Source organism: Moorena sp. SIO3I6 (genome assembly GCF_010672095.1).
The window spans coordinates 13,994-33,714 of record NZ_JAAHHU010000070.1; the positions used below are offsets into that span (position 1 = coordinate 13,994).

Here is a 19,721-nt window from a genome sequence, read left to right on the forward strand (position 1 = left end):
CCTATTCCCTATTTTTTCCTATTCCCTATTCCCTAGTTATCCAACCAAACCGCTAAATCCGTTACTGTCTCAAAATCCAACAACGCTTCACTCAATTCCTCCAATCGAGTAATCGATAATCCTTCAATCTGCTGTTGGAGCCCAGGGTCAATTAAACCTAACCTTAGGGTTAGCTGACGCATCACAATTAATAGGACTCCCTCCTGCTTTCCTTGCTGGAGTCCCTGCTGGAGTCCCTGCTGGAGTCCCTGCTGGAGTCCCTGCTGGCGTCCCTTTTGGATAATATCTTGATAGGTAACTGATTCTTCCATAACTTCCTCCCTCAACAATCGATGGACTAAATCTTTATCAAACCGTAAACCAGCCAGCACATCCACACAGGCCGCTAGATTTCCCCGTAATGGTTTTTCTTCAATTCTATCCACTTCAGCAACGACTTGCTCTAACAATCGATTAGGGCTATCACTCCTAGCTAAAGTGGCCAAGGGTAACAAAGCTCGATTGGCCAATAGTGGTAATGGGTCTTGCTCCCAAAGGCGAATTACCCGATAACGATGCCAGGTGTTAATATCCCTAAACTCGTTATTGAATACCATCTGTGAGGTCGTAGACTTTAGAAAAATTACCACCTGTTCAATGGGACATCGGTATTTACGTTGTAGTCTGACCCAATAGTCCAACATCCGAAATGGTAATGGTGGCTCGGATTGGGGTAAGGTTTGAAATTCTAGGTGCAGAATTTGGTTAGTACTTTGGAGTAAACTCAGAGCATCAGCTTGAATGGGTTCAGCACTTAATTCAGTTTTAAGTACCTGAATATCGTCAGGTGCCTCACCCAATAGCCACTGAAAAAACTCCGATGGGTATTCTTGTGCTAGGTATTTACAAATATTGTCGTAGGCCAAGGCAAATTGTTCAAAATTAACACTATCTCAGATACTGTAGTGAATCTGAGTTAAAAAATTGATCGCACCTGGATCTTGCTTATTTATTCAAGTTATGATACCGGAGCAATTTTGATTTAGATAAGATACAGAAGGAATAATAGTAAATCCGGTTAATTACTTCTAAGGGTAAAATTTCAAAAATGCTGAAATCCCTTATTTAAACTCAGCAATTGATCAGCATAAGTGCCAGTTTTATCTTTCAACCAAACCTGATTACCACTAGTAATCTTGCCAATTACTGCTGCTCCCTCCCCCAGTTGTGCCACCAATTCTTCAGCCGCTTCAGTAGGCAGACATAGCACTAATTCAAAATCTTCACCACCATACAACCCCCAATCCAAAGCTTGCTCTCGGGACACCAATTTACTCAAGCTTGGAGGTAAAGTAATTCGGTTGGGATCAATCTCCGCACCAACACCACTGGCACGACAAATTTGTACAATAGCATCTGCTAAACCATCGCTACTATCCATACCCGCAATGGATAGTAGGAGGGTTGAAGGTTGAAGAGTTGAAGGTTGAAGGGTTGAAGGTTGAAGGGTTGAAGGTTGAAGGGTTGAAGGTTGAAGGGTTGAAGGTTGAAGGGTTGAAGGTTGAAGGGTTGAAGGTTGAAGGGTTGAAGGTTGAAGGGTTGAAGGTTGAAAGTTATCAGGTTGTTCGCGTAGCGTGGCCGAAAGGCCAAGGTTATCAGGTTGTAAGTTATCAGGTTGTAAGTTATCAGGTTGTAAGTTATCAGGTTGTAAGTTGGAACTTTCAACCTTCAACCTGTTAACCTGTAACCTTAGTAAAGGTATCACATCAAGTCTGGGTTGGGGACGCTGGTGAGCTTTAATCAGAGATAGTCGTTCCTCTGGACTTAAGTGTTTGCCGAAATCTGGGTTGAGGAGTAATTCTAGTCCAGCCCGGGAAGCACCATGAACACCTGTCACCACAATGGCATGTCCCACCTTCGCCCCTGTGCGGCGGATGGCTTGGTCGGGGTAGACTTGACCAAAGGCAGTGATAGCAATAGTAATAACCGGGGAGCGACAGATATCTCCTCCCACTATTGGTGTATTGTACTGGTTCAAACACTGAGTCATGCCTTGGTAAAGTCTCTCAACCCAGCTAACCGCTACATCCCCTGTCAGGCTTAAGCCTACCGTAATGCCTAGGGGAGATGCTCCCATAGCAGCTAAATCAGACAAATTAGCAGCAGCAGCACGCCAACCAGCATCTTCTGGACTAGTAGTGCATTGGCTGAGCCCACCGTAGCGATCGCTAAAATGCACCCCATTCACCAAAACATCTGTAGTAATCACCAAGGATTGACCAGACTCTGGAGGGGGAATTACCGCTCCATCATCTCCTACAACCCCTGGTGGACAGAAAGGCTGTAACCGTTCTAGAAGACCTTGTTCTCCAATATCTTTTAGTAATTCAAGGGTCACGAGAAAACGAGCAATTATTGATACTTCCCACTGGAATCAACTTAGTTATCAGTAATTAGTCCAGCTCATCCCTGGCTTCGCCGCAGCCGCTTAGGAGCTGACCACTTATAGCACTAAGCATTAAGGTGTTTGACATTTATAAAAGCAGCAAAAGCTATTATAGTCAGCTATTGCTAGCATGCCTCTTGCCTCTTGCCTTGGGCGTAGCGCTATAACCTATAGGATAGCTATGCCTGGGGCTCAACCAAATTCTCAATCCCATCAATAACTCTCATCGACTCAATTACATCCCCTCGTTTGAGCTGTCTGAGTAACTCTTTGTTTTCTACCACATAGCCAAAGACAGAATAGCGCCCATCCATGAAGTTGATACCAGCTGGGGTAAGTTCTGGTTGAAACAAGAAGAAGAAAAACTGAGAAGAGCCACCATTGGGGTCTTCTGCAGGACGTGCCATAGCTAGGGTACCATAAGCAGAGAAGGGCAGCACAGGTTGCTCACGATAACGACCAATTTCTTCCAGGGTAAACTCATAAACCGGTTCAGAGTCTCCTTTCAGCATGATTTCGATCGGAATCCCTCGATATTCACCAGTTTCCGGGTCAATAAAGCCTGTCGCTTTTCCTGGAGGGTCCCCTGCTTGCAGGATATAGTTATCTTCAGCACGGTTGAAGGTTAGACCATCATAGAAACCCCGCTGTACCAAATCCACAAAGTTACCGGCTGTGACTGGAGCATTGTAACCATCTACCACCATTTTCAAGGAACCTTCCTTTGTGGTCATTTCCACGGTAGCGCGACCCTTAAGTTGAGGTAAGTTACTATACTCTGGGGGTACCTCAAAGGGAAACTCCTCTACCATCAATTGTTCCAGTTGCCCAACTTGATCCAAGAGTATCCCGCGCTCAATCAAGACGTTTTCCTTGTCTTTAGCCTCCACAGCTTCTCGAATCTTAGCAATTTCGGCTTGGATCTCGGCAATTAGGGCTTCGCCTTGGGGTTTTCTGGCATCTGGAATGTCCGCTAGTAATTTCTGATCACTACTAGTTAAAACCACAGCAGCTTTAGTAATATCGCTGGTGATGGGACTCCAGCGTTTGCCCCGCATTTGTTGAGAAATATCCTCCAAACTGGCTTGTATTTTCCGCACTGGCTGATTATCTATCGGTAAGCCGTAGCGCAACAGAGCTCTACCATCAGTAATGGCATTACCCCCTGGTAATCGACTTTCACGAGCAGGTTCTTGATTACCAAAGTTAAACTTAAAGTTCCACCAAGCTCCACTCAGACCTAAGGAAAGGGACATTAACAGCAGCCCCAAGAGGGTAGTCTTGGTCAAGGGTTTCCACCAATCTGGCAAAGAAATCTTTAAAAGTTTCATAAACAATAATTACCCCAAGCATTACACCAGTGGGGTCAAGGCTGATCCACAACGTATCAAAACTTCATCTCATATCTTCCCATGTCAAGGTAGTTTATGATACTGTTGAGCCATTAGCTTCGGTCTTTCAGCTGGGGTCCGTGCCCATCACACCAATAACCCACTGAGCTAGCCAAGTTATCGCCCTCTCCCCCTATGCCTATCCCCTCACAAGGGTAGGTTTTTAAACATTGGGGCGAGTACTTACTTTTAATGCCTAGAAACTCCGAAAAATATGTATCCAAATATACAATAATTTTCGAAATAATTCTCCCCATTTCCCGCTCTTCCCCTCCTGGGAGGGGTTAGGGGTGGGTTCCGACTCCCGATTCCCGACTCCCGACCCTGATTAAAAAACCTACCCCTGTAAGCTTCCTATCCCCCCATAGATTTAACTAGCGTTGAGGTGATTGGCCAAAAGTATCGTTTAGTTTAGGATGGGCAAGTCACTTAGCGCAACACTTTGGCACAAATCTTTACCTTAACCTCCAAAGTGCAACTTTCAACCTTCAACCTCTCAAGGGTAAAATAAGATGCCGATTGTTCTGCCCGAGTTAGCAGGTTAATGATTTCTAGTAACGACTTTCGCACTGGTGTCTCTATTGAGTTAGATGGATCCGTATGGCGGGTAGTGGAATTTCTCCACGTCAAGCCTGGAAAAGGTTCCGCCTTTGTTCGTACCAAACTAAAAAATGTCCAGACAGGGAATGTTGTAGAGAAAACCTTCCGGGCTGGGGAAACAGTACCCCAGGCAAACCTGGAAAAACGTGCCATGCAGCATACCTACAAAGATGGCGATGAATATGTCTTCATGGATATGGAAAGCTTCGAGGAAACTAGTCTAAGTGAATCCCAGATTGGCGATCGCTGCAAGTATCTCAATGAAGAAATGGAAGTGAACATCCTCTTCTGGAACGACCAGATTCTAGAAGTAGAACTGCCCAATTCTGTAGTGTTGGAAGTAGTCGATACTGATCCTGGTGTTAAAGGTGATACCGCTACTGGCGGTACCAAACCAGCCAAGGTTTCAACAGGAGCTCAGGTGATGGTTCCTCTATTCATTTCCATAGGAGAGCGCATTAAAATCGATACCCGTAATGATTCTTATCTTGGTCGCGAGTAAATTGTTTTGATGCCCTGATTTGATGCCCTGAATAGATCATGGCAATCAAGATAATGGACTCACCTGACTACTAAGGCAAAATAATGCCAAAAAATCTTAACCCTTAGCCTTTAGCCCCAAGACCCTAACCTCTTTTTAAAAATTGTGGCATTAGACATCAATCAACTTCGTGATCTGTTAGCTGCTATTGCTCAAACCGATATTACAGAACTGACCCTCAAGAGTGATGATTTTGAACTCACAGTGCGTAAAGGGGTCAGTATCACCCCTACTAGTGATTCCGGTGAAGCTAGCACTCCTTATCAAGCTGCTGGCTCCGTAGGGGTTCCCATCTCTGGCTCCACTATACCCACTGCTCCCACACCAGTACTAGAGGTAGCCTCAACACCAGCAGCAACAGTCCCATCAGTACCTCCACCAGGGGTAGATCAAAAGTGGGAGGAAATTAACTCACCCATGGTCGGGACATTTTACCGCGCTCCTGCTCCTGATGAAGACCCCTTTGTGGAGGTAGGGGAACGCATTAGTGCTGGTCAAACTGTTTGTATTATTGAAGCTATGAAGCTGATGAACGAAATTGAAGCAGAAGTGAGTGGACAAGTAATGGAAATTTTGGTAAAAAATGGAGAACCAATAGAATATGGTCAAGCACTAATGCGGATTAAACCTGACTAAGGATTACTCCTTAGATAGGTTTGACAGATGTCAAGCTAATAATAGCTGCTAGAAGCGAAAATAGGTTTGCTGGGCATGGGAATTAGAGGTCTGCCAACGTATATTTATGTGCCGCAGCGTCGGTTGACAAATTTTCATCCAACGCTAGTGAGCAACTGCTCAAAGCAGTCTAACCTGGGAAACCTCTAGAGTGGGAAGTTTTGATTGACATCTTGGCGAGTCAGTGGTTGATCAAGCATTAAGCCTTCTCCACCTAAAACCTCTAGTTGTTTCCCATCTACCTCAATCCATACCTGAGTATTGGGGTCTAAACTGCTGGCTGTATAAACAACTTGCGCCAGACGACCGCTCATGGAGCTACTGCCGCCACCAACGGTAAATTCCTGGGACAAATCTACATGAACACCATCACTTTTGAGAGAAACACCCCGTAGTTTTGTACCTTGGGGAATAGTGGTCGTAAATGTGCCATTGGTCGGTCCAGCCAATAAACCCTCGAATGCGCTCTCTAATATCTGACCTTTGTTAAGGGTCTTATTATTTAAGGGAATTGAACTAGGAATTAAAACAATTTGGTTATCAACATCATTGAGCCAATAGACCTGAATTTTTTCCTTAGTTGAGGGTTTTTCAGTTGTGGGTTGTATACTCTGAGATGACTTAGGTGTAGATGATTGGGGTGTAGTTGTCACAGGCACTTCTGGGGAAGATTGCTGTGAACGCCATGCCCACCAGGTACCTCCACCTCCTGCTGTTAAGACTAGGATGGAAATACTGGCAATCACACCGAGAGGAATACCACGATCGTCTTGTTGGTCATGCATAATAACTGATTAATCAAAAGGTTGATTTACGGTAATTTGATTTACTATGATCAGATAGGACTAGTGGCACGAAACCAAATTGAATTTTTGAGACTTCATCCTTGATATTTCATCCTTCATCTTTGATATTTCATCCTTAACACGGTTTACTCCTTGATCCGGACAAATGCTGCTAATTCTAATTCACTAGGACTTAACTCAAATTGTAAGATTCGGGCTGTGATGCCTTCATCTTCAATATTACTGAGATTTAAGCGCTGGCTGAGACTACCAACAAATAACTTGATTAACTGAGGTGGGAGTGGGTTCCCATCAACCGACAACTTTGGTTCAATTAGCTGTATGCTTTTCCCGGTCAGGATGCCCACACCGGAGTTTAAGATAATCTCTAGGGGTTGATTATCTCCTTGCTGCAATGTCACTTGTAAATAAATACGGTTGTCATCTAGAAAGTCTACTTGTGAGTTCAGTAGTTTATAACGCCTACTGCCACGACTGATCACAGCATTGATCAAATCGTTTAATTGTTCTCTAACTTCCGGCGACTCTAGAGCTTGGTTAATATCTGACTCGGTTAAAACTAGACGCACTCCAGCTTGTAGCGGTTGCCTCAGAGAGTTCGCTAGTGAGTCTTTACCACCTTTACGGACGTTCTCTATATCAAGGTCAATCGGATCAGTTTCTAGTTCCAAGACACCAATCCGGATATCTGGCGTCAGCCATAAGCCCTTACCAGCAATTAAAACCTGGTCTACTTTGCCTGGCAAAATTTGGTAATTGGGAGTGTTGTTAACTCGGACTTGCAATTGCTCGACCTGGGAAAGCTGGGAGCGGATATTGCTTTCGATCACCTTGTCGAGGATGAAACCCACCCCAGAAACCACAGTGATTAAGCCTGATAGGAATATGGTCAAAAATTCCATGGAAAAAAAAAGGCACAACGTTAAGAGTGAGGTGAGGCAAGGAGGGCAGTTAAGGGAGATAGGGTAGGTGTAAGTAGTAGGACAAAATTAAAGTTAACTGTTAAGACTTGGGAACGATAAACTTGCCTATCAGGCAATAGAAGGGGATTCAATGCCTTCACAGGTCTTACACAATTCTTACACATGTCTTAACACAGTTAACTGAATCAGGACTTACGCACCAAGACCGTTAAAACCCGGTTTCTGGTTGTCTTGATGCAGTCGCTCATGGGGGGGACCCCCAAGACCGCGCTGCATCGCTATACATCAAACGCTGAAATCGGTGTAATTACCGTTAATAACCAGGTTGGTGGCGTAAGTGCTGTTTATTTCTATCCAGGTACTTACCAGAAAATTCCCTCTTAATCTTATCCCAAAACCCAGTTGAACAACCCTGTGCTAAGAGCTCCACCACAATTCCAATTTCCATGGAAACACTATAAAGTCAGGCATAAATTGTGATAGCAAACAACCCCACACCAAGCTTTTACGATGGTGTGGAGCTTTGAGAAGATTTTGTTAACTCTGGTCAACGGTCAACGGTCAACGGTCAACGGTCAACCTTTAACCTTCCACAGAGTTTTTATATGAATCCTGCGGCAGCACTAAGGCTTTGAGGCACCTTACCGTTAGTGTGGTGAGTTTTTCCATTGCCATTACGGGGCTGGATTACTCCATATCCGCCATGATTGCGTTCATAGATTACATTAATCTCCCCGGTTTTAATGTTCCGGAACATATAAAAATCGTGGTCTACTAGCTCTAGTTGTTCCAAGGCTTCCTCTACAGTCATTGGGGGCATGGCAAAATACTTCATACGCACCACTTCTTCGGGTAGCTCAGGAGTGCGATCGCTAATCAGATCAACTGGCACCGATTCTTCTTCTAGTATTACCTCTGTCTTGGCCTGATTACGGGTTTTCTGGGATTGCTGCTTCTCCTTATATTTGCGCAGTTGACGATGAATCTTATCAGCCACCAGATCAATGCTGGCATACAAGTTTTCAGTCCCCTCTTGGGCACGAATCACTGTCTTATTGGCATAAATGGTTACTTCAGCTGTCTGTTTCGGGTTTATCCGAGGATTACGAGCCACCGATAGATTTATATCCACCTGATTGGTAATGTTTTGAAAATGATTGACCGCCTTTTCTATTTTTTGATGTACATAGTCACGAATTGCATCGGTGATATCGATGTTTTTACCTTGGATAACAAGCTTCATACTGACTACTCCATCTCGTAACGTTTGCGCTTGACAATAGCAGTGGAGGTTGGGGAGATCTGCTATTGGTTCATACTCTTACCCTATCACTTTGTATTCTAGAGAACATCAACTCTTGATTTCTCTTTAAATTCCTTTGCATTCGTTGACATTGATAAAATAGGGCATAGAGTATGAGATAATTGAGGATCGTGCGTAAATGTTTAATTAGTCATCAAGGCTTAGTCCCTTACACAGTGGCTTGGGAGCAACAGCGATCGCTAGTTAGTCAACGGCTCCAAGATTCCAGTTTGGATGATATTCTCCTGTTGCTGGAGCATCCACCGGTTTACACCCTAGGAAAAGGGTCGAGTATTGACTTTCTCAAATTCGATCCCAATCAGGTTAACTCGGAGGTGCATCGGATAGAGCGTGGTGGTGAAGTGACCTACCACTGTCCTGGACAGCTGGTAGGCTACCCGATTCTCAATCTCCGGTATTATCGCCAAGATTTACACTGGTACCTCAGACAGCTGGAGGAAGTTTTGATTCAGGTATTGGCTGTCTATGGACTCAAGGGTGAGCGGGTGACTGGGATGACTGGTGTCTGGCTAGAAGGATGTAAAGTTGCTGCCATTGGCATTAAGGTGAAGCGCTGGATTACCATGCATGGCTTTGCTTTGAATGTCTGTCCTGACCTTGCAGGTTTTAATCATATCGTTCCCTGCGGCATTGCGGATAAACCCGTGGGTAGTCTAGCTCAGTTTATTCCGGATCTTAATGTGGAACAGGTACGCTTAGATCTGTGTGGTAAATTTGCTGAGGTTCTTGGCGTGCAACTGATTAACCAAGGGGAAAGGGGATGAACGCTGATACCAAATCAATAAAGTACTCCTAGATACGAAAAAAATCACCAGCTGTGGATACAGCTGGTATGGTCTAGACCATTAATTAGAGATACGTCGTCATTTTCCACGAGGAATATCCAGGCTGTGCGTTCCCAAACCGACAGCCTAAAAATTTCTTCTTTAAATTTATCGTAACAGAGAATACGTTCTTTTTTGTAATTAAAGTTTACATTTTTTGGTTGAGGCAGATTTCATCACGTAATCACGACCTTGATCAGGACGCCCCCAGAGGATTTGCTCGTGCTTATAAATCGCCATGCCTGGTTTAGCTCCTTTGGGCTTGTAGACATATTTGGGTTTCGTGTAAACAACTGGTACCTGTTCACTCTGACACCCCCGGCTGTTGTAAGCGGCTAGATCAGCAGCAAATTGCAAATCTGCTGGATCAGCTACTGTTCCTGGCTCTAATCTCAGTAGTACATGACTCCCAGCAATCTCTTGGGTATGAAACCAGAGGTCATAATCCCCAGCGGTACGAAATGTCAGCTGGTCATTTTGCCGATTGTTGCGACCAATCAATAATTCAAAGCCACTGGGAGTTTGATATCGATAGGGCTGTGAAACATCCGATAGATTACGACTCCTTTGAGCAGAAGCTTCTAAATATCCTTGCCCAATTAGCTCTTCGCGGATTTCCTGTAGGGTTTGTAAGTCGTCTAGAGTGTTATAGGTGTTTAGCTGAGTCAATGATGCCTCGACTTGCTCTAAATACTGTATTTCCTCTTGTACTTCTTTTAGTAATGGCTCAACCGCATCGCGAGTTCGTTTCAGTTTTTGGTGTCGCTTGTAGAAAGCTTGGGCATTTTGGACAGCATTTTTTTCAGGGTTTAAGGGAATCTTGACTGGCTGGTTGGTTTCAAAGTCCGGTAGGGTGATCGATTTCATCCCTGGTTGCCAATCCTGGAGATATGCCATTAATAAGTCAGCTTTTTCTCGGGATTGATCAGCTTGGTCAGATTGCTGTAAACGTTCCTTAAAGCTAGAGGCTTTTTGCCGTAGTTTTCGTAGGTTATTATTTAGCTTCTGAGTCAGTTGGTTATGCAACCGGGCAAACTCGTGTTGATTGAGCTGGTTGGTGTAGTAGGAATTGAGTAAGGTTTGGATATTTTCAGCTGGTTTAACTATCCCCCAATCCATTACTGTATATCCTTGGTTTGTCCAGCCTGGCTGAAAAAGGTTAGCAGGTTTAAGGTTGGCAGGTTGAAGGTTAGCAGGTTGAAGGTTAGCAGGTTGAAGGTTAACAGGTTGAAGGTTAGATGGTTGAAGGTTAGATGGTTGAAGGTTAGATGGTTGAAGGTTAGATGGTTGTCGGTTGTCTGTAGAGAACTTGCTGGCGTTTAATAAAGTTTGTAACCATTGTTGCCAGCGTTGAAATAGGTTTTGCCAGTCGGATTCTTCTAGGGTTTCGGTGGATTGCTTTGGGTCTAAACCAGCTGCTTGTACCATTGAGCGAGCGAGGGTGGGACTCAATCCTCGATAACTTTTGAGTAACTGATGTGCTACTGCTCCTGGTATCAAACTGACTCGTTCTTGCCAGCTCTGGTAGGGTTCAGTCAAACTGGGGGTGGTGCCAGTGAGGGCTGGTGGGAGTTCGTAGGGTTGACCGGTTTGAATAGTACGGACGGTGGATTGCTGGTTACTGACTTGATGAGCAGTGGTGACAATTAGATTGTCAGCATCAGTGAGGATTAGGTTACTGTATTTGCCGATAATTTCTACATACAAATGCCAAGTCGGAGCTTCTCCAGGGCGTTTGGCAAATTGCAGGTCTAAGACTCTCTCCCAAGGGGCAATGGTTTCGATGGCAATTAGGGCGAAGCCACCTAACTGGTGCCTCAGTTGGTCACTAAAGGTGAAGGTGTCGGGAACCCTTGGTGGTGGATCTCCTATGCAAATTCGGGCGGCTTGGGGATGCCAACAAATGGTGAGCCAACCTCGACCATTTAGGGTGCGTAGGGCGATGGCAATGGTGTAGCGATCGCGTTGATAGACTTGTTCGGCACGTCCTGGTACCCAGGTAGCACGGAGCTCAGAACAAGCAGCGGTCAGGGTGGTATAGTCAACAGGTTGCATGGGCCAGGTGCCAGATCTGAGCTTGGTAGGATTCGGGTTTGAGAATGGGTTCGCCTAGCGGCTCAATGCGCGGGCATCGCATTTTGGCTTTGGCTATGCGATGGGCTTTGCCCCGCTACGCGAACGCAGTCTAGCCCAGTTCCAATTTTCAGTATTTACAATACTATTGTATTAAGTCAGGCTTAGGGCTACGATGTTAGTCGAGAAACTACCTCTTCTCAAGTCAGAGCTAACCTAGCCAGTGTCCTAGATCAAGTACAGGATGACCAACCAATTATTTTATTGTCATCAAAAATTTGCTCAAGCCTGGGAGTAGACTGAGGCCACAGTCAGGTTGATGGTCAGCGATTTCAAGTCGATTTGGGTCCATAGTCGCAAGGGCAATACTGCAGCAGAAAGGGCCGGGTTAGCTGACGTAACCTGGAGTTGGCATGACTTGATCAGCTATCGCACACTGTGCTGATCGACCACCAAATTTTCCAAATAATAATTTTTGTAAATTTGTTTCTCATAAATTAGGACAAGATCGCACCTATTGGTTATTTTTAGTATGGATTGCTTAATCAAGCAATTAAAGACGATTTTAAAAGTTAAGCTTTTTTAGTATTTAGGAGAAAGTGGATGGGAAATTTAGCTCGTTCGGCAACCCTCGGTTTGGATGCCTTTGAAGGAAACCCTTTAGAAATGCGTCCTAATCAGACTGAAGAGGATTTACAAATCATCATTAGGGCTGTTTACAAGCAAGTCTTGGGAAATGAGCATTTAATGGAAGAACAACGTCTGGAAAGTGCTGAAGCACTTCTCCGGGATGATGACATTACTGTTCGTCAGTTTGTGAGGATAATCGCTCAATCCAATTTATATAAGTCACTTTTCTTCCATTCCTCTTCTCCATACCGCTTTATTGAACTGAATTTCAAACATTTGTTAGGTCGTGCGCCTCAATCTCAACAAGAAATTCAAGACCACGTTCAAATCTATTACGAACAAGGATATGATGCTGAGATTGACTCCTACATCGATAGCGAAGAATATATTTTGAACTTTGGAGAATATATTGTTCCTTATCCTCGTAATATTCGTTCCCAAGTTGGTCTCAACAACGAAAGCTTCAATCGCATGTTTTCCTTGTTAAGAGGTTCTCCTACTAGCGACAGAAATAACAGTGCTCAATTAATTACCTCTGTCGCCTCCAATATGGCTACTCCAATCGAGCCCCTTGCTATGGGCAATGGTGGGAACTATGACAATACTGGTAAACGTTTTAAGATTACCTATTCTAGTTCCAACGACTTCGCTCGTGCGCAAAAAGTCAGCAAACAACAGATAACAGTAAGCTTTGATTGTATGTCAAAAGCATTTCAGAATATTCATGGAGTAGGAGGTAAGATTATTAGCATTACAGAGGCACTTTAAAAAGCTCCTCTGTGACCAGCAGCAATTGTCCTAGGTTACCTTAAAACTAATGATTAAATCTCATCTATCTCATCGAGATGAGATAGATGGGATTTTTTTTAATTTTTTTTCAAGAGTGGGACAGGATTGCATAATTTAACACTGGCTGGTATTTAACACTGGTATTGAACACTGGTCGCTGACCTAACTCAGCATAAATGTTTCAGGATTAAAAAATTCGGGCTCAACACATAAACTTACAACTTAGAAAAGATCTTGTTTTTTATGTCTAAACAACAGCTCATGGACTTTATTGTTGCTGTCAAAAAAGATGAATCATTGAAAGCACAATTAAAAGATGCCCAGCCCGAAGAAATTATCCGTATTGCCGAGCAAGCAGGATTTAAGTTCTCCGAAGAGGTTAAGGGGAGATTTAGGAATCGCTGGGCAGGAGTCTACAGCTGTCCTCAAAGGGAGGATGTTAACGAGATATGTCCAGCACTTTGTCCGCCAGGTTTTAAGTCATTAGCTGAGTACTCTCAGTCAACCTGCACCCCTTACGACAAAGAAGAAAAATATGATTTTCGTTCTGGCTTTAAATATACTAATGTAACATAGTTTAATAAATAACATAGTTTGGGGTTTGGGGATTTTCGGGACATCAAGTCCCTTAATCTCCCTGGTCTACCTCCCTACCCTGCTTACCCTGAGGGGGGTAACTCTTGCCCTTTAGTTGAATCAGCCAATCAGAGTCATTAGCACAAAGAGCGCGACCACTTGAATCACCCAAATAATCTAATGCTAATAAACAAGCATACTTTAATTTCCAAACTTTACTTTCAAGACCAGCTTTTAAATGGGGAATTGCTTGCTTGTTACCTAAGTTACCTAAAGAGATAGCAGCTGCAATTCTCGATTTGACAAATTTGTCTCCCAAATTAAGTAAGGTATCCACAAAGAGATCGTAAGCAGGTTCGTATTTCAACCAACCAAATAGTTTAATAATATGGTAGTGAGCTCCGTAATCTTCCTGAGCGTTTTCGTCAAAAGATTTTTTTAATATTTCTCCAGCATTAGGGTAAAAATCGAGCATCGCCTTACTTGCCAAATAACAATAGGCAAAATCTGTATTGTAGAGGTCTTGAATTACTCTTTCCAAACTCGGTTTTTGGGGATATTCATAAGCCATTTTAAGGTCTTGAGGATGATCCCAAATTGCTAAATCAAAACTCGATTCCATTACCGAATCATCAACGGTTCCTTTTTCTTGTGCCTGATCTGCTAAAAATCGCATTCCCCGAAGACGTAGAGATTGGGAAACAGGAGCAGCAGCTATATCAGGAATAGCCCCATCGTATTCTAAATCCATCAGGTCTTGAATCGCTCCTCGCCGGGCGTGAATGTTTTTATCATTCAAGAATTTGATAATTCGATGGACTTGATTGTCATCTCCTGATAACTTACAGGTAGCAGCTATGGCTGCACAAGCTATGGCAGAATCTTCTGATTCCGTAAATCGAGCAATTCTTGCCAATGCTGGTTTATAATTGAGTTTAGTTAGAGTTTGAATGATTACTCGATAAATTTGTCCTTCTTTCTCTAATAATTGAGCAATTTTTTCCAGAATGTCCTGATTAGATGTCCCAATCTCGCCGATTGCCCAAACAGTATTTTCTACCATATAGCGATCATTATCGGCCAAGAAAGGTTCCATGACTTCGATGGCATGATTAACCTTTAAGCGTCCTAATGATTCTATGGCTTTACGCTGTGCTTGACGATTTTCCCGTGCAGGATTAGGGTCTTGCAAAACTTTGATTAGTGCTTTGATTGAGCGTTCCGTAGGAAAGTTTACTAAATGAGCTGCTGCTAGATAACGGTGATATTTTTCTTTTAGTTGTTCTACTGGTGTTTCCAAAAGTTCAATCGCTTTTTCTTCTGATAAACCAGGAAATAAGTTTAGAAAAGGACTAGTCATCTTTAAATTGAGGATTTGAGCAGTTTGACAATATCGCTATAACCTTGCTTTTGAGCCATCATCAATGCTGTGTAACCATATTCGTCTTGGGCATTAATATCTGCCCCAACTTTAAGCAAGGTTTTTACCGCATCTATATGACCATGAGCTGCTGCCATCATCAGTGCAGTCCAACCATGTTGATCTTGAGGGTTAATATCTGCTCCATAGTTGAGCAAGATTTTTACGGTTTCTGTATGTCCCGATGATGCTGCTGCCTGTAATGCGGTTCCGCCATATTTATCTATCGCATTTACCTCCGCACCCTTTTCAAGTAAAACTTGTAAGGTCTTAGTTTGCCCTTCCCGCGCTACCCACATCAATACCGTTCTACCAAAGAGATCATCTTTTTCATCGATATTAGTAACGTTTTCAAGTAATAAACCTAAAGTCTTAATATCACCGCTCTTAGCTGCCTCTATTAATTGAGCGTTTATCTCAGCAATCATAATAGTAATTTATTCTTTTGCTCCGCTATCCCTGAGAATTTGCTGGATTTCTTTTAAGTTGAGTTTGATAGCATATTTTAATGGGGTATAATCCCAATCATTGATGGCATTAACATCAGCTCCTTTCTCGATCAAAAATTCCACAATCTCCCTATAGTTACGAGATACAGAACGCATTAGAGCAGTGGCATTTTCTTTATCCTTAACATTGACATCAGCCCCTTGGGCTACTAGGGATTTTACGACTTCTAGATCTCCATCTTTACTTGCCTGTAAAAGTCCTTCGTTAAGATCATTTGTAGAATTCATAATTATCTGTCAAACACCAATCAAAAACAAACTGATAAAGTTAAATAACCCTGAGCAGTAAACTTAACCAATAAAGCTAAGCATCCTGCCCAGAGTTTTATAAAGAGAATTAACTCATCAAATTAAATTGATGGCAATGTCCCTAGGACATAGAGTTAATTAAATAGTCGATATAACCAGTCAATTCTGTGGCAGCTTGAGCAGACATATCGCGAGGAACGCAGATACGATCTCTTACTTTAGTGAAGGCAGCCACATAAGCAGCAGTATTGATTCCGAGGGAGCGGTAAACTTCACGGGCTCCCGCAATACCCCATTCGTCAAGAGGACCAGTACCACCAATAACTAAGCAATAATTAATTAAGCGTAGGTAGGTAGTTACATCGCGAAGACATTTGTCTTTGCGTACTTCAGGAGTGCAACCTTTGCTAACTCCGTCGGGAAATTCTGCATAAACTGCATCAACAGCTTCTTTAGCAACGGCTTCGTAGTTGGAAGCTAGCTTGTCTGCTGCTTCTAGACGCGCATCAGCCCGTTGAATATTACCAGCAATAGATTCTAAATCAGATCCACTGGGATACCGACCTGCGGTATCTGCTGAAGCAATCGTAGTGGTTAACACTGATTTCATGACTCAATTATCTCCTATTTTTCAATTAATGTAATTGCAGCTCAAACAACAGCTTGATTAAAACTCCTTTAATCAGCATTAAAACTTGTCTAACCAGCTAAGGTTAGCTAATCGCTGTCGTTACTGCATCGAAATAACCACCAATTTCTGAGGCTAATGAGGCGCAATCACCTTGAGTTACAGTCATTTTGCGCTGAGAAGCTGTGTTAGTTACAAAGGCAAGAGCAGCAGCTTTCATAATGTTGACAGCACGACTGACACTACCTGTAGGAACACCTAATGCGGAGTAAGTTTCTTTTAAGCCATTTAAGCAACGGTCATTGAGTACAGAAGCATCTCCTGCCAAAATAGCATAGGTGATATAACGTAGAACGATATCCCCATCCCGAAGGCAAGCAGCCATTTTACGATTGGTATAGATACTACCACCAGGTGCTGTCAGACCCTCGTTTTCGCACACAATACCAGATACAGCATCAGACACGATACAACTAGAGTTGCTAGTAATGAAGCTCGCAGCATCTAGACGGCGGTTTCCCAAAGAAACAAATTCTTTGAGAGCATTTAGGCCATCACCACCGAGAAATTCACCCTTTTGGTCTGATGCAACTACTGCTCTGGAAAAAGCATCGAACATTTGTTTGTCCTTGAATTTATACAAAAGGTTTATGGATATCTCTATGAAGATACAATAATGAAGGTTCTCTTAGTCCTGTTTCTGAGAAACAATGTAATAAAAGTTTATATTTTAGCCTAATCCGCAAGAAGACCCACGCCTAGTTGTCCTCAGAGCGCGGCAAGAAAAGTCCTAGGGGCGAAGCCTTTGGGGAATCATTGCAGGCTGAAACCCTAGTAAGTCCATTTATAGCAACCGGCACGACGGTTAGGACGCCAGTTGCCAGACAGGCTCGATGGGATCCCGTAGACAATCAAACTGGTTGAGTTGCTTGCCTTAGCAACTTTGGAGCCGAGACCAGCATCCCTCAATCTGGCTAAGGTCTGGTTAATCGGTAGGTAAGTATTATAGCGCTACGCGCAAGGGCTTTAGGCATGCATGCAAGAGGCAAGAGGCAAGAGGCAAGAGGCAAGGGTGCATCTCATATTTGAAAAGGTGCGCTTGACCCATTAAGAATTAAAGCGCGCCTATCGGCAAAGCCGACGCGGGGCGCGAACGGGCGCGCACCTAAATGTTCTGTAGGGTGCGTTAGGGGCGCTCGCCCTAATTTTCAGCCTCAATGCCCGGGTTAGGTTGCTGCCCGATTGTAACGGGCAAGATGCCCGTTCCACCCACCAGGTCAAACAACATGCATTGAGATGCACCCAGAGGCAAGAGGCAAGAGGGGAAAGACATCCTCAGTTTTTTTTTACAATAAAATAAAACATTTCCATTGTATATAGTCCAAGCATGACATTGACTACTCGACTTTTTTAATTCTGTTTCAGCAATTAAGCAATCGCTATTATATTGTTTATATTACTTATTAAGTATTAATGGCAAATACAATTTTATATTTACCTGTTAAATTCCTTAACAATGCACCATTATTATGTACTAATTAAGTGATATGTAAATTACAATTTGTTCCAAAAAAAATATCGAAAAAAATATTTTTGTGCTATAATAAAAGTGACCTTAATTAATAAGGTAAAAAACCAGCCCCCTCAGAGTGAACAACTACGGGGCTGGCTATTACCCCTAGTAACATAGGAGATAATTTTATTATGACCTATCGCGACCGTCTTAGTCCGTGGGTAATTGTGCGGTTATTACCCAAAATGCAACGAGTGGTTGTTGCTCGCTTTCGTAATCGTTCAGATGCAGAGGGTCACCTGCGCAGTCTCCGACAGCTGATGCCTGATGTCGAATTTGTGATTATTTTTGATACTGGGGAGGAATTAGATCAGAAGTAAATAAATAACTGCTTGTTTGTGGACGGTTGACAGTTATTTGTGGACAGCAAACACTTAACAGTCAACCGTCAATTCATAAATAAAAGTGTTATCAAAATTGACAGTAGACCCCTTGTTTATCTGAACAAAAAAAACTATAGTTTGTGTGGAGGTTAAATCTCCAATTGTCTACAGAGTAAAGGAGAAATTCATGGGATGGTTAAAATCATCAGCCGCAAATCCTTAGGCACTCAACCTGTCTATGATATTGGTGTCAAGAGCGACCATAACTTTATTTTGGCAAACGGTATTGTCGCTTCCAATTGCTTCAACAAATCCCACTCCACCGCCTATGGCTATGTAACCTATCAAACTGCCTATCTCAAGGCGAATTATCCAGTTGAATATATGGCAGCCTTGCTGACAGCGAGTAGTAACAGCACGGACAAGATACAGAAATATATTGCTACTTGCTCAACCATGGGGATTGAGATTTTGCCACCGGATATTAATCGTTCTGATTTTGATTTTACCCCAATGTCTAATAGTATATTGTTCGGGTTTTCAGCAATCCGGAATTTGGGACACGGAGCAATTAATTGTATTCTCAAGGCTCGGGAGACTGGTGGTGAGTTTAAGGCTTTGGCAGATTTATGCGATCGCGTCGATTTGCGCACCCTTAACCGCCGTGGTTTGGAAGCTTTGATTTACTGTGGTGCCTTTGATAGCATTCAGCCCAACCGCCAGCAACTTATCAAAGACCTCGACCCAGTGATTAGTTGGGGGCAAGACCGTGCCAAAGACCGAGAAAGTGGTCAGCTGAACATTTTTGATATGTTTGGCAACACTAATTCTGAGCAAGATCAGAACAATAATGCTTGGGAATCTGCTCCGACCGCTCCAGCAGTTTCTGATTTTTCACGCCAAGAAAAATTAAATTGGGAAAAAGAATTGCTTGGCTTTTATGTATCTGACCATCCTTTAAAATCAGCCCGTCCAGTAGCTCAAGTGCTTTCTCCTGTCAGTTTGGCCGAGTTAGGAGACCAAAAGAAGGGGACAACTTTGAGTGCTATTGTGATGCTCACTGAAGTTAAGCCTCACCTCACCAAAACAAATAATCAACGCATGGCCTTTGTGCAGATAGAAGATCTGACCGGTCAAGCTGAAGGAGTTGTATTCCCGAAAACTTACGAAAAAATTAGTTCATTACTGCAAGCCGATTCCCGTTTAATTATTTGGGCAAAGGTGGATGAGCGAGATGAAAAAATTCAGCTGATTATTGAGGATGCTGAGCTAATTGAAACTTTACGAACAGTAGTAGTAGAACTTACCCCTAAGCAAGTTACGACAAACAACCTTAACCAATTAAAATCGATTCTGCAAAAACATTCCGGTAAAAAACGTCAGGCAAAAGTACCCGTACTGGCAACTATTCCTACACCCCAGCAGTATCAATTTGTCCGTTT

21 protein-coding genes and 1 pseudogene are annotated in these 19,721 nt (G+C 43.1%); 8 read left to right on the forward strand and 14 right to left on the reverse strand.

Annotation, left to right across the window (positions count from 1 at the left end; all coding sequences use genetic code 11):
• Positions 1-32 precede the first annotated feature (32 nt).
• Entirely contained in the window at positions 33-905 is an 873-nt protein-coding gene (locus F6K49_RS20120) for an Rpn family recombination-promoting nuclease/putative transposase (protein WP_293099446.1), read from the reverse strand.
• A 176-nt stretch (positions 906-1,081) separates the two neighbouring features.
• Positions 1,082-1,420 carry an AIR synthase-related protein gene (locus tag F6K49_RS53475; RefSeq protein ID WP_366514205.1) on the reverse strand — a complete coding sequence of 113 codons (339 nt, stop codon included), beginning with the start codon at positions 1,418-1,420 and terminating at the stop codon, positions 1,082-1,084.
• 193 nt (positions 1,421-1,613) lie between these two features.
• On the opposite strand from F6K49_RS53475, the gene F6K49_RS53480 reads away from it, so the two are divergent.
• Positions 1,614-1,772: a pentapeptide repeat-containing protein gene (locus tag F6K49_RS53480; protein WP_366514206.1), complete on the forward strand. Its 159-nt coding sequence runs from the start codon at positions 1,614-1,616 to the stop codon at positions 1,770-1,772.
• Here F6K49_RS53480 and thiL read toward each other — a convergent pair.
• Together thiL and F6K49_RS20130 are read right to left on the reverse strand one after the other, a co-directional pair.
• Positions 1,730-2,377 (reverse strand): annotated as a pseudogene (thiL, locus tag F6K49_RS53485) (thiamine-phosphate kinase); the annotation flags it as partial. The gene F6K49_RS53480 and the pseudogene thiL sit on opposite strands and share 43 nt — an antisense overlap.
• A gap of 227 nt (positions 2,378-2,604) precedes the next feature.
• On the reverse strand, positions 2,605-3,756 hold the full coding sequence (locus F6K49_RS20130) for a peptidylprolyl isomerase (RefSeq protein WP_293099453.1): 1,152 nt from the start codon (positions 3,754-3,756) through the stop codon (positions 2,605-2,607).
• 604 nt (positions 3,757-4,360) lie between these two features.
• Between F6K49_RS20130 and efp the strand changes: the two genes are divergently transcribed.
• Positions 4,361-4,918, forward strand: coding sequence for an elongation factor P (efp, locus tag F6K49_RS20135; RefSeq protein WP_293071725.1), 558 nt, complete (start codon positions 4,361-4,363; stop codon positions 4,916-4,918).
• A 144-nt stretch (positions 4,919-5,062) separates the two neighbouring features.
• A complete protein-coding gene (gene accB / locus F6K49_RS20140) occupies positions 5,063-5,593 on the forward strand; it encodes an acetyl-CoA carboxylase biotin carboxyl carrier protein (RefSeq protein ID WP_293021715.1) in 531 nt (176 codons plus the stop codon).
• Positions 5,594-5,778: 185 nt separating this feature from the next.
• On the opposite strand, the gene F6K49_RS20145 is transcribed toward accB, so the two are convergent.
• The 3 genes from F6K49_RS20145 to raiA form a co-directional block, all read right to left on the reverse strand.
• The gene (locus F6K49_RS20145) at positions 5,779-6,417 is read right to left on the reverse strand and encodes a GerMN domain-containing protein (RefSeq protein WP_293099457.1); all 639 of its coding nucleotides are present in this window, start codon (positions 6,415-6,417) and stop codon (positions 5,779-5,781) included.
• 146 nt (positions 6,418-6,563) lie between these two features.
• On the reverse strand, positions 6,564-7,340 hold the full coding sequence (locus F6K49_RS20150) for a DUF2993 domain-containing protein (protein ID WP_293021719.1): 777 nt from the start codon (positions 7,338-7,340) through the stop codon (positions 6,564-6,566).
• A 622-nt stretch (positions 7,341-7,962) separates the two neighbouring features.
• Entirely contained in the window at positions 7,963-8,604 is a 642-nt protein-coding gene (raiA, locus tag F6K49_RS20155) for a ribosome-associated translation inhibitor RaiA (RefSeq protein WP_293071727.1), read from the reverse strand.
• Between the two features lie 191 nt (positions 8,605-8,795).
• Between raiA and lipB the strand changes: the two genes are divergently transcribed.
• Complete coding sequence (lipB, locus tag F6K49_RS20160; protein ID WP_293021721.1) at positions 8,796-9,449, forward strand: lipoyl(octanoyl) transferase LipB; 654 nt, start codon at positions 8,796-8,798, stop codon at positions 9,447-9,449.
• 201 nt (positions 9,450-9,650) lie between these two features.
• Here the strand turns inward: lipB and F6K49_RS20165 are convergent, their stop codons facing one another.
• A complete protein-coding gene (locus F6K49_RS20165) occupies positions 9,651-11,564 on the reverse strand; it encodes an NFACT RNA binding domain-containing protein (protein ID WP_293099461.1) in 1,914 nt (637 codons plus the stop codon).
• Positions 11,565-12,185: 621 nt separating this feature from the next.
• On the opposite strand from F6K49_RS20165, the gene F6K49_RS20170 reads away from it, so the two are divergent.
• Together F6K49_RS20170 and F6K49_RS20175 are read left to right on the forward strand one after the other, a co-directional pair.
• Positions 12,186-12,980: a phycobilisome rod-core linker polypeptide gene (locus tag F6K49_RS20170; RefSeq protein ID WP_293071730.1), complete on the forward strand. Its 795-nt coding sequence runs from the start codon at positions 12,186-12,188 to the stop codon at positions 12,978-12,980.
• 264 nt (positions 12,981-13,244) lie between these two features.
• A complete protein-coding gene (locus tag F6K49_RS20175; protein ID WP_293099465.1) occupies positions 13,245-13,577 on the forward strand; it encodes a Nif11-like leader peptide family natural product precursor in 333 nt (110 codons plus the stop codon).
• 52 nt (positions 13,578-13,629) lie between these two features.
• On the opposite strand, the gene F6K49_RS20180 is transcribed toward F6K49_RS20175, so the two are convergent.
• The 6 genes from F6K49_RS20180 to F6K49_RS20205 all read right to left on the reverse strand — a co-directional run bounded on the left by F6K49_RS20180 (position 13,630) and on the right by F6K49_RS20205 (position 17,716).
• Positions 13,630-14,937: a HEAT repeat domain-containing protein gene (locus F6K49_RS20180; RefSeq protein ID WP_293071732.1), complete on the reverse strand. Its 1,308-nt coding sequence runs from the start codon at positions 14,935-14,937 to the stop codon at positions 13,630-13,632.
• Between the two features lie 2 nt (positions 14,938-14,939).
• A complete protein-coding gene (locus F6K49_RS20185; RefSeq protein ID WP_293099469.1) occupies positions 14,940-15,425 on the reverse strand; it encodes an ankyrin repeat domain-containing protein in 486 nt (161 codons plus the stop codon).
• Between the two features lie 9 nt (positions 15,426-15,434).
• Positions 15,435-15,734 (reverse strand): ankyrin repeat domain-containing protein, encoded by a 300-nt coding sequence (locus F6K49_RS20190; RefSeq protein WP_293071734.1) that lies wholly within the window; start codon positions 15,732-15,734, stop codon positions 15,435-15,437.
• A 142-nt stretch (positions 15,735-15,876) separates the two neighbouring features.
• Positions 15,877-16,365: a bleomycin hydrolase gene (locus F6K49_RS20195; protein WP_293099473.1), complete on the reverse strand. Its 489-nt coding sequence runs from the start codon at positions 16,363-16,365 to the stop codon at positions 15,877-15,879.
• A gap of 103 nt (positions 16,366-16,468) precedes the next feature.
• Positions 16,469-17,002, reverse strand: coding sequence for a phycocyanin subunit beta (locus F6K49_RS20200; protein WP_293021735.1), 534 nt, complete (start codon positions 17,000-17,002; stop codon positions 16,469-16,471).
• A gap of 582 nt (positions 17,003-17,584) precedes the next feature.
• The gene (locus F6K49_RS20205) at positions 17,585-17,716 is read right to left on the reverse strand and encodes a hypothetical protein (protein WP_293099476.1); all 132 of its coding nucleotides are present in this window, start codon (positions 17,714-17,716) and stop codon (positions 17,585-17,587) included.
• A gap of 371 nt (positions 17,717-18,087) precedes the next feature.
• Between F6K49_RS20205 and F6K49_RS20210 the strand changes: the two genes are divergently transcribed.
• Together F6K49_RS20210 and F6K49_RS20215 are read left to right on the forward strand one after the other, a co-directional pair.
• A complete protein-coding gene (locus F6K49_RS20210) occupies positions 18,088-18,276 on the forward strand; it encodes a hypothetical protein (protein ID WP_293021736.1) in 189 nt (62 codons plus the stop codon).
• A 195-nt stretch (positions 18,277-18,471) separates the two neighbouring features.
• Positions 18,472-19,721, forward strand: a 1,250-nt coding sequence (locus F6K49_RS20215; RefSeq protein ID WP_293099479.1) for an OB-fold nucleic acid binding domain-containing protein, incomplete at its 3' end; no start/stop codon positions are given.

What these genes read in the sequence shown, in the direction of transcription:
- F6K49_RS53475 (WP_366514205.1), bottom strand. Translation starts at nt 1,420, where the DNA reads ATGGATAGTAGCGATGGTTTAGCAGATGCTATTGTACAAATTTGTCGT.
- F6K49_RS20130 (WP_293099453.1), bottom strand. Translation starts at nt 3,756, where the DNA reads ATGAAACTTTTAAAGATTTCTTTGCCAGATTGGTGGAAACCCTTGACC.
- efp (WP_293071725.1), top strand. Translation starts at nt 4,361, where the DNA reads ATGATTTCTAGTAACGACTTTCGCACTGGTGTCTCTATTGAGTTAGAT.
- F6K49_RS20145 (WP_293099457.1), bottom strand. Translation starts at nt 6,417, where the DNA reads ATGCATGACCAACAAGACGATCGTGGTATTCCTCTCGGTGTGATTGCC.
- F6K49_RS20150 (WP_293021719.1), bottom strand. Translation starts at nt 7,340, where the DNA reads ATGGAATTTTTGACCATATTCCTATCAGGCTTAATCACTGTGGTTTCT.
- raiA (WP_293071727.1), bottom strand. Translation starts at nt 8,604, where the DNA reads ATGAAGCTTGTTATCCAAGGTAAAAACATCGATATCACCGATGCAATT.
- F6K49_RS20165 (WP_293099461.1), bottom strand. Translation starts at nt 11,564, where the DNA reads ATGCAACCTGTTGACTATACCACCCTGACCGCTGCTTGTTCTGAGCTC.
- F6K49_RS20170 (WP_293071730.1), top strand. Translation starts at nt 12,186, where the DNA reads ATGGGAAATTTAGCTCGTTCGGCAACCCTCGGTTTGGATGCCTTTGAA.
- F6K49_RS20175 (WP_293099465.1), top strand. Translation starts at nt 13,245, where the DNA reads ATGTCTAAACAACAGCTCATGGACTTTATTGTTGCTGTCAAAAAAGAT.
- F6K49_RS20180 (WP_293071732.1), bottom strand. Translation starts at nt 14,937, where the DNA reads ATGACTAGTCCTTTTCTAAACTTATTTCCTGGTTTATCAGAAGAAAAA.
- F6K49_RS20185 (WP_293099469.1), bottom strand. Translation starts at nt 15,425, where the DNA reads ATGATTGCTGAGATAAACGCTCAATTAATAGAGGCAGCTAAGAGCGGT.
- F6K49_RS20190 (WP_293071734.1), bottom strand. Translation starts at nt 15,734, where the DNA reads ATGAATTCTACAAATGATCTTAACGAAGGACTTTTACAGGCAAGTAAA.
- F6K49_RS20195 (WP_293099473.1), bottom strand. Translation starts at nt 16,365, where the DNA reads ATGAAATCAGTGTTAACCACTACGATTGCTTCAGCAGATACCGCAGGT.
- F6K49_RS20200 (WP_293021735.1), bottom strand. Translation starts at nt 17,002, where the DNA reads ATGTTCGATGCTTTTTCCAGAGCAGTAGTTGCATCAGACCAAAAGGGT.
- F6K49_RS20205 (WP_293099476.1), bottom strand. Translation starts at nt 17,716, where the DNA reads ATGTCTTTCCCCTCTTGCCTCTTGCCTCTGGGTGCATCTCAATGCATG.
- F6K49_RS20210 (WP_293021736.1), top strand. Translation starts at nt 18,088, where the DNA reads ATGACCTATCGCGACCGTCTTAGTCCGTGGGTAATTGTGCGGTTATTA.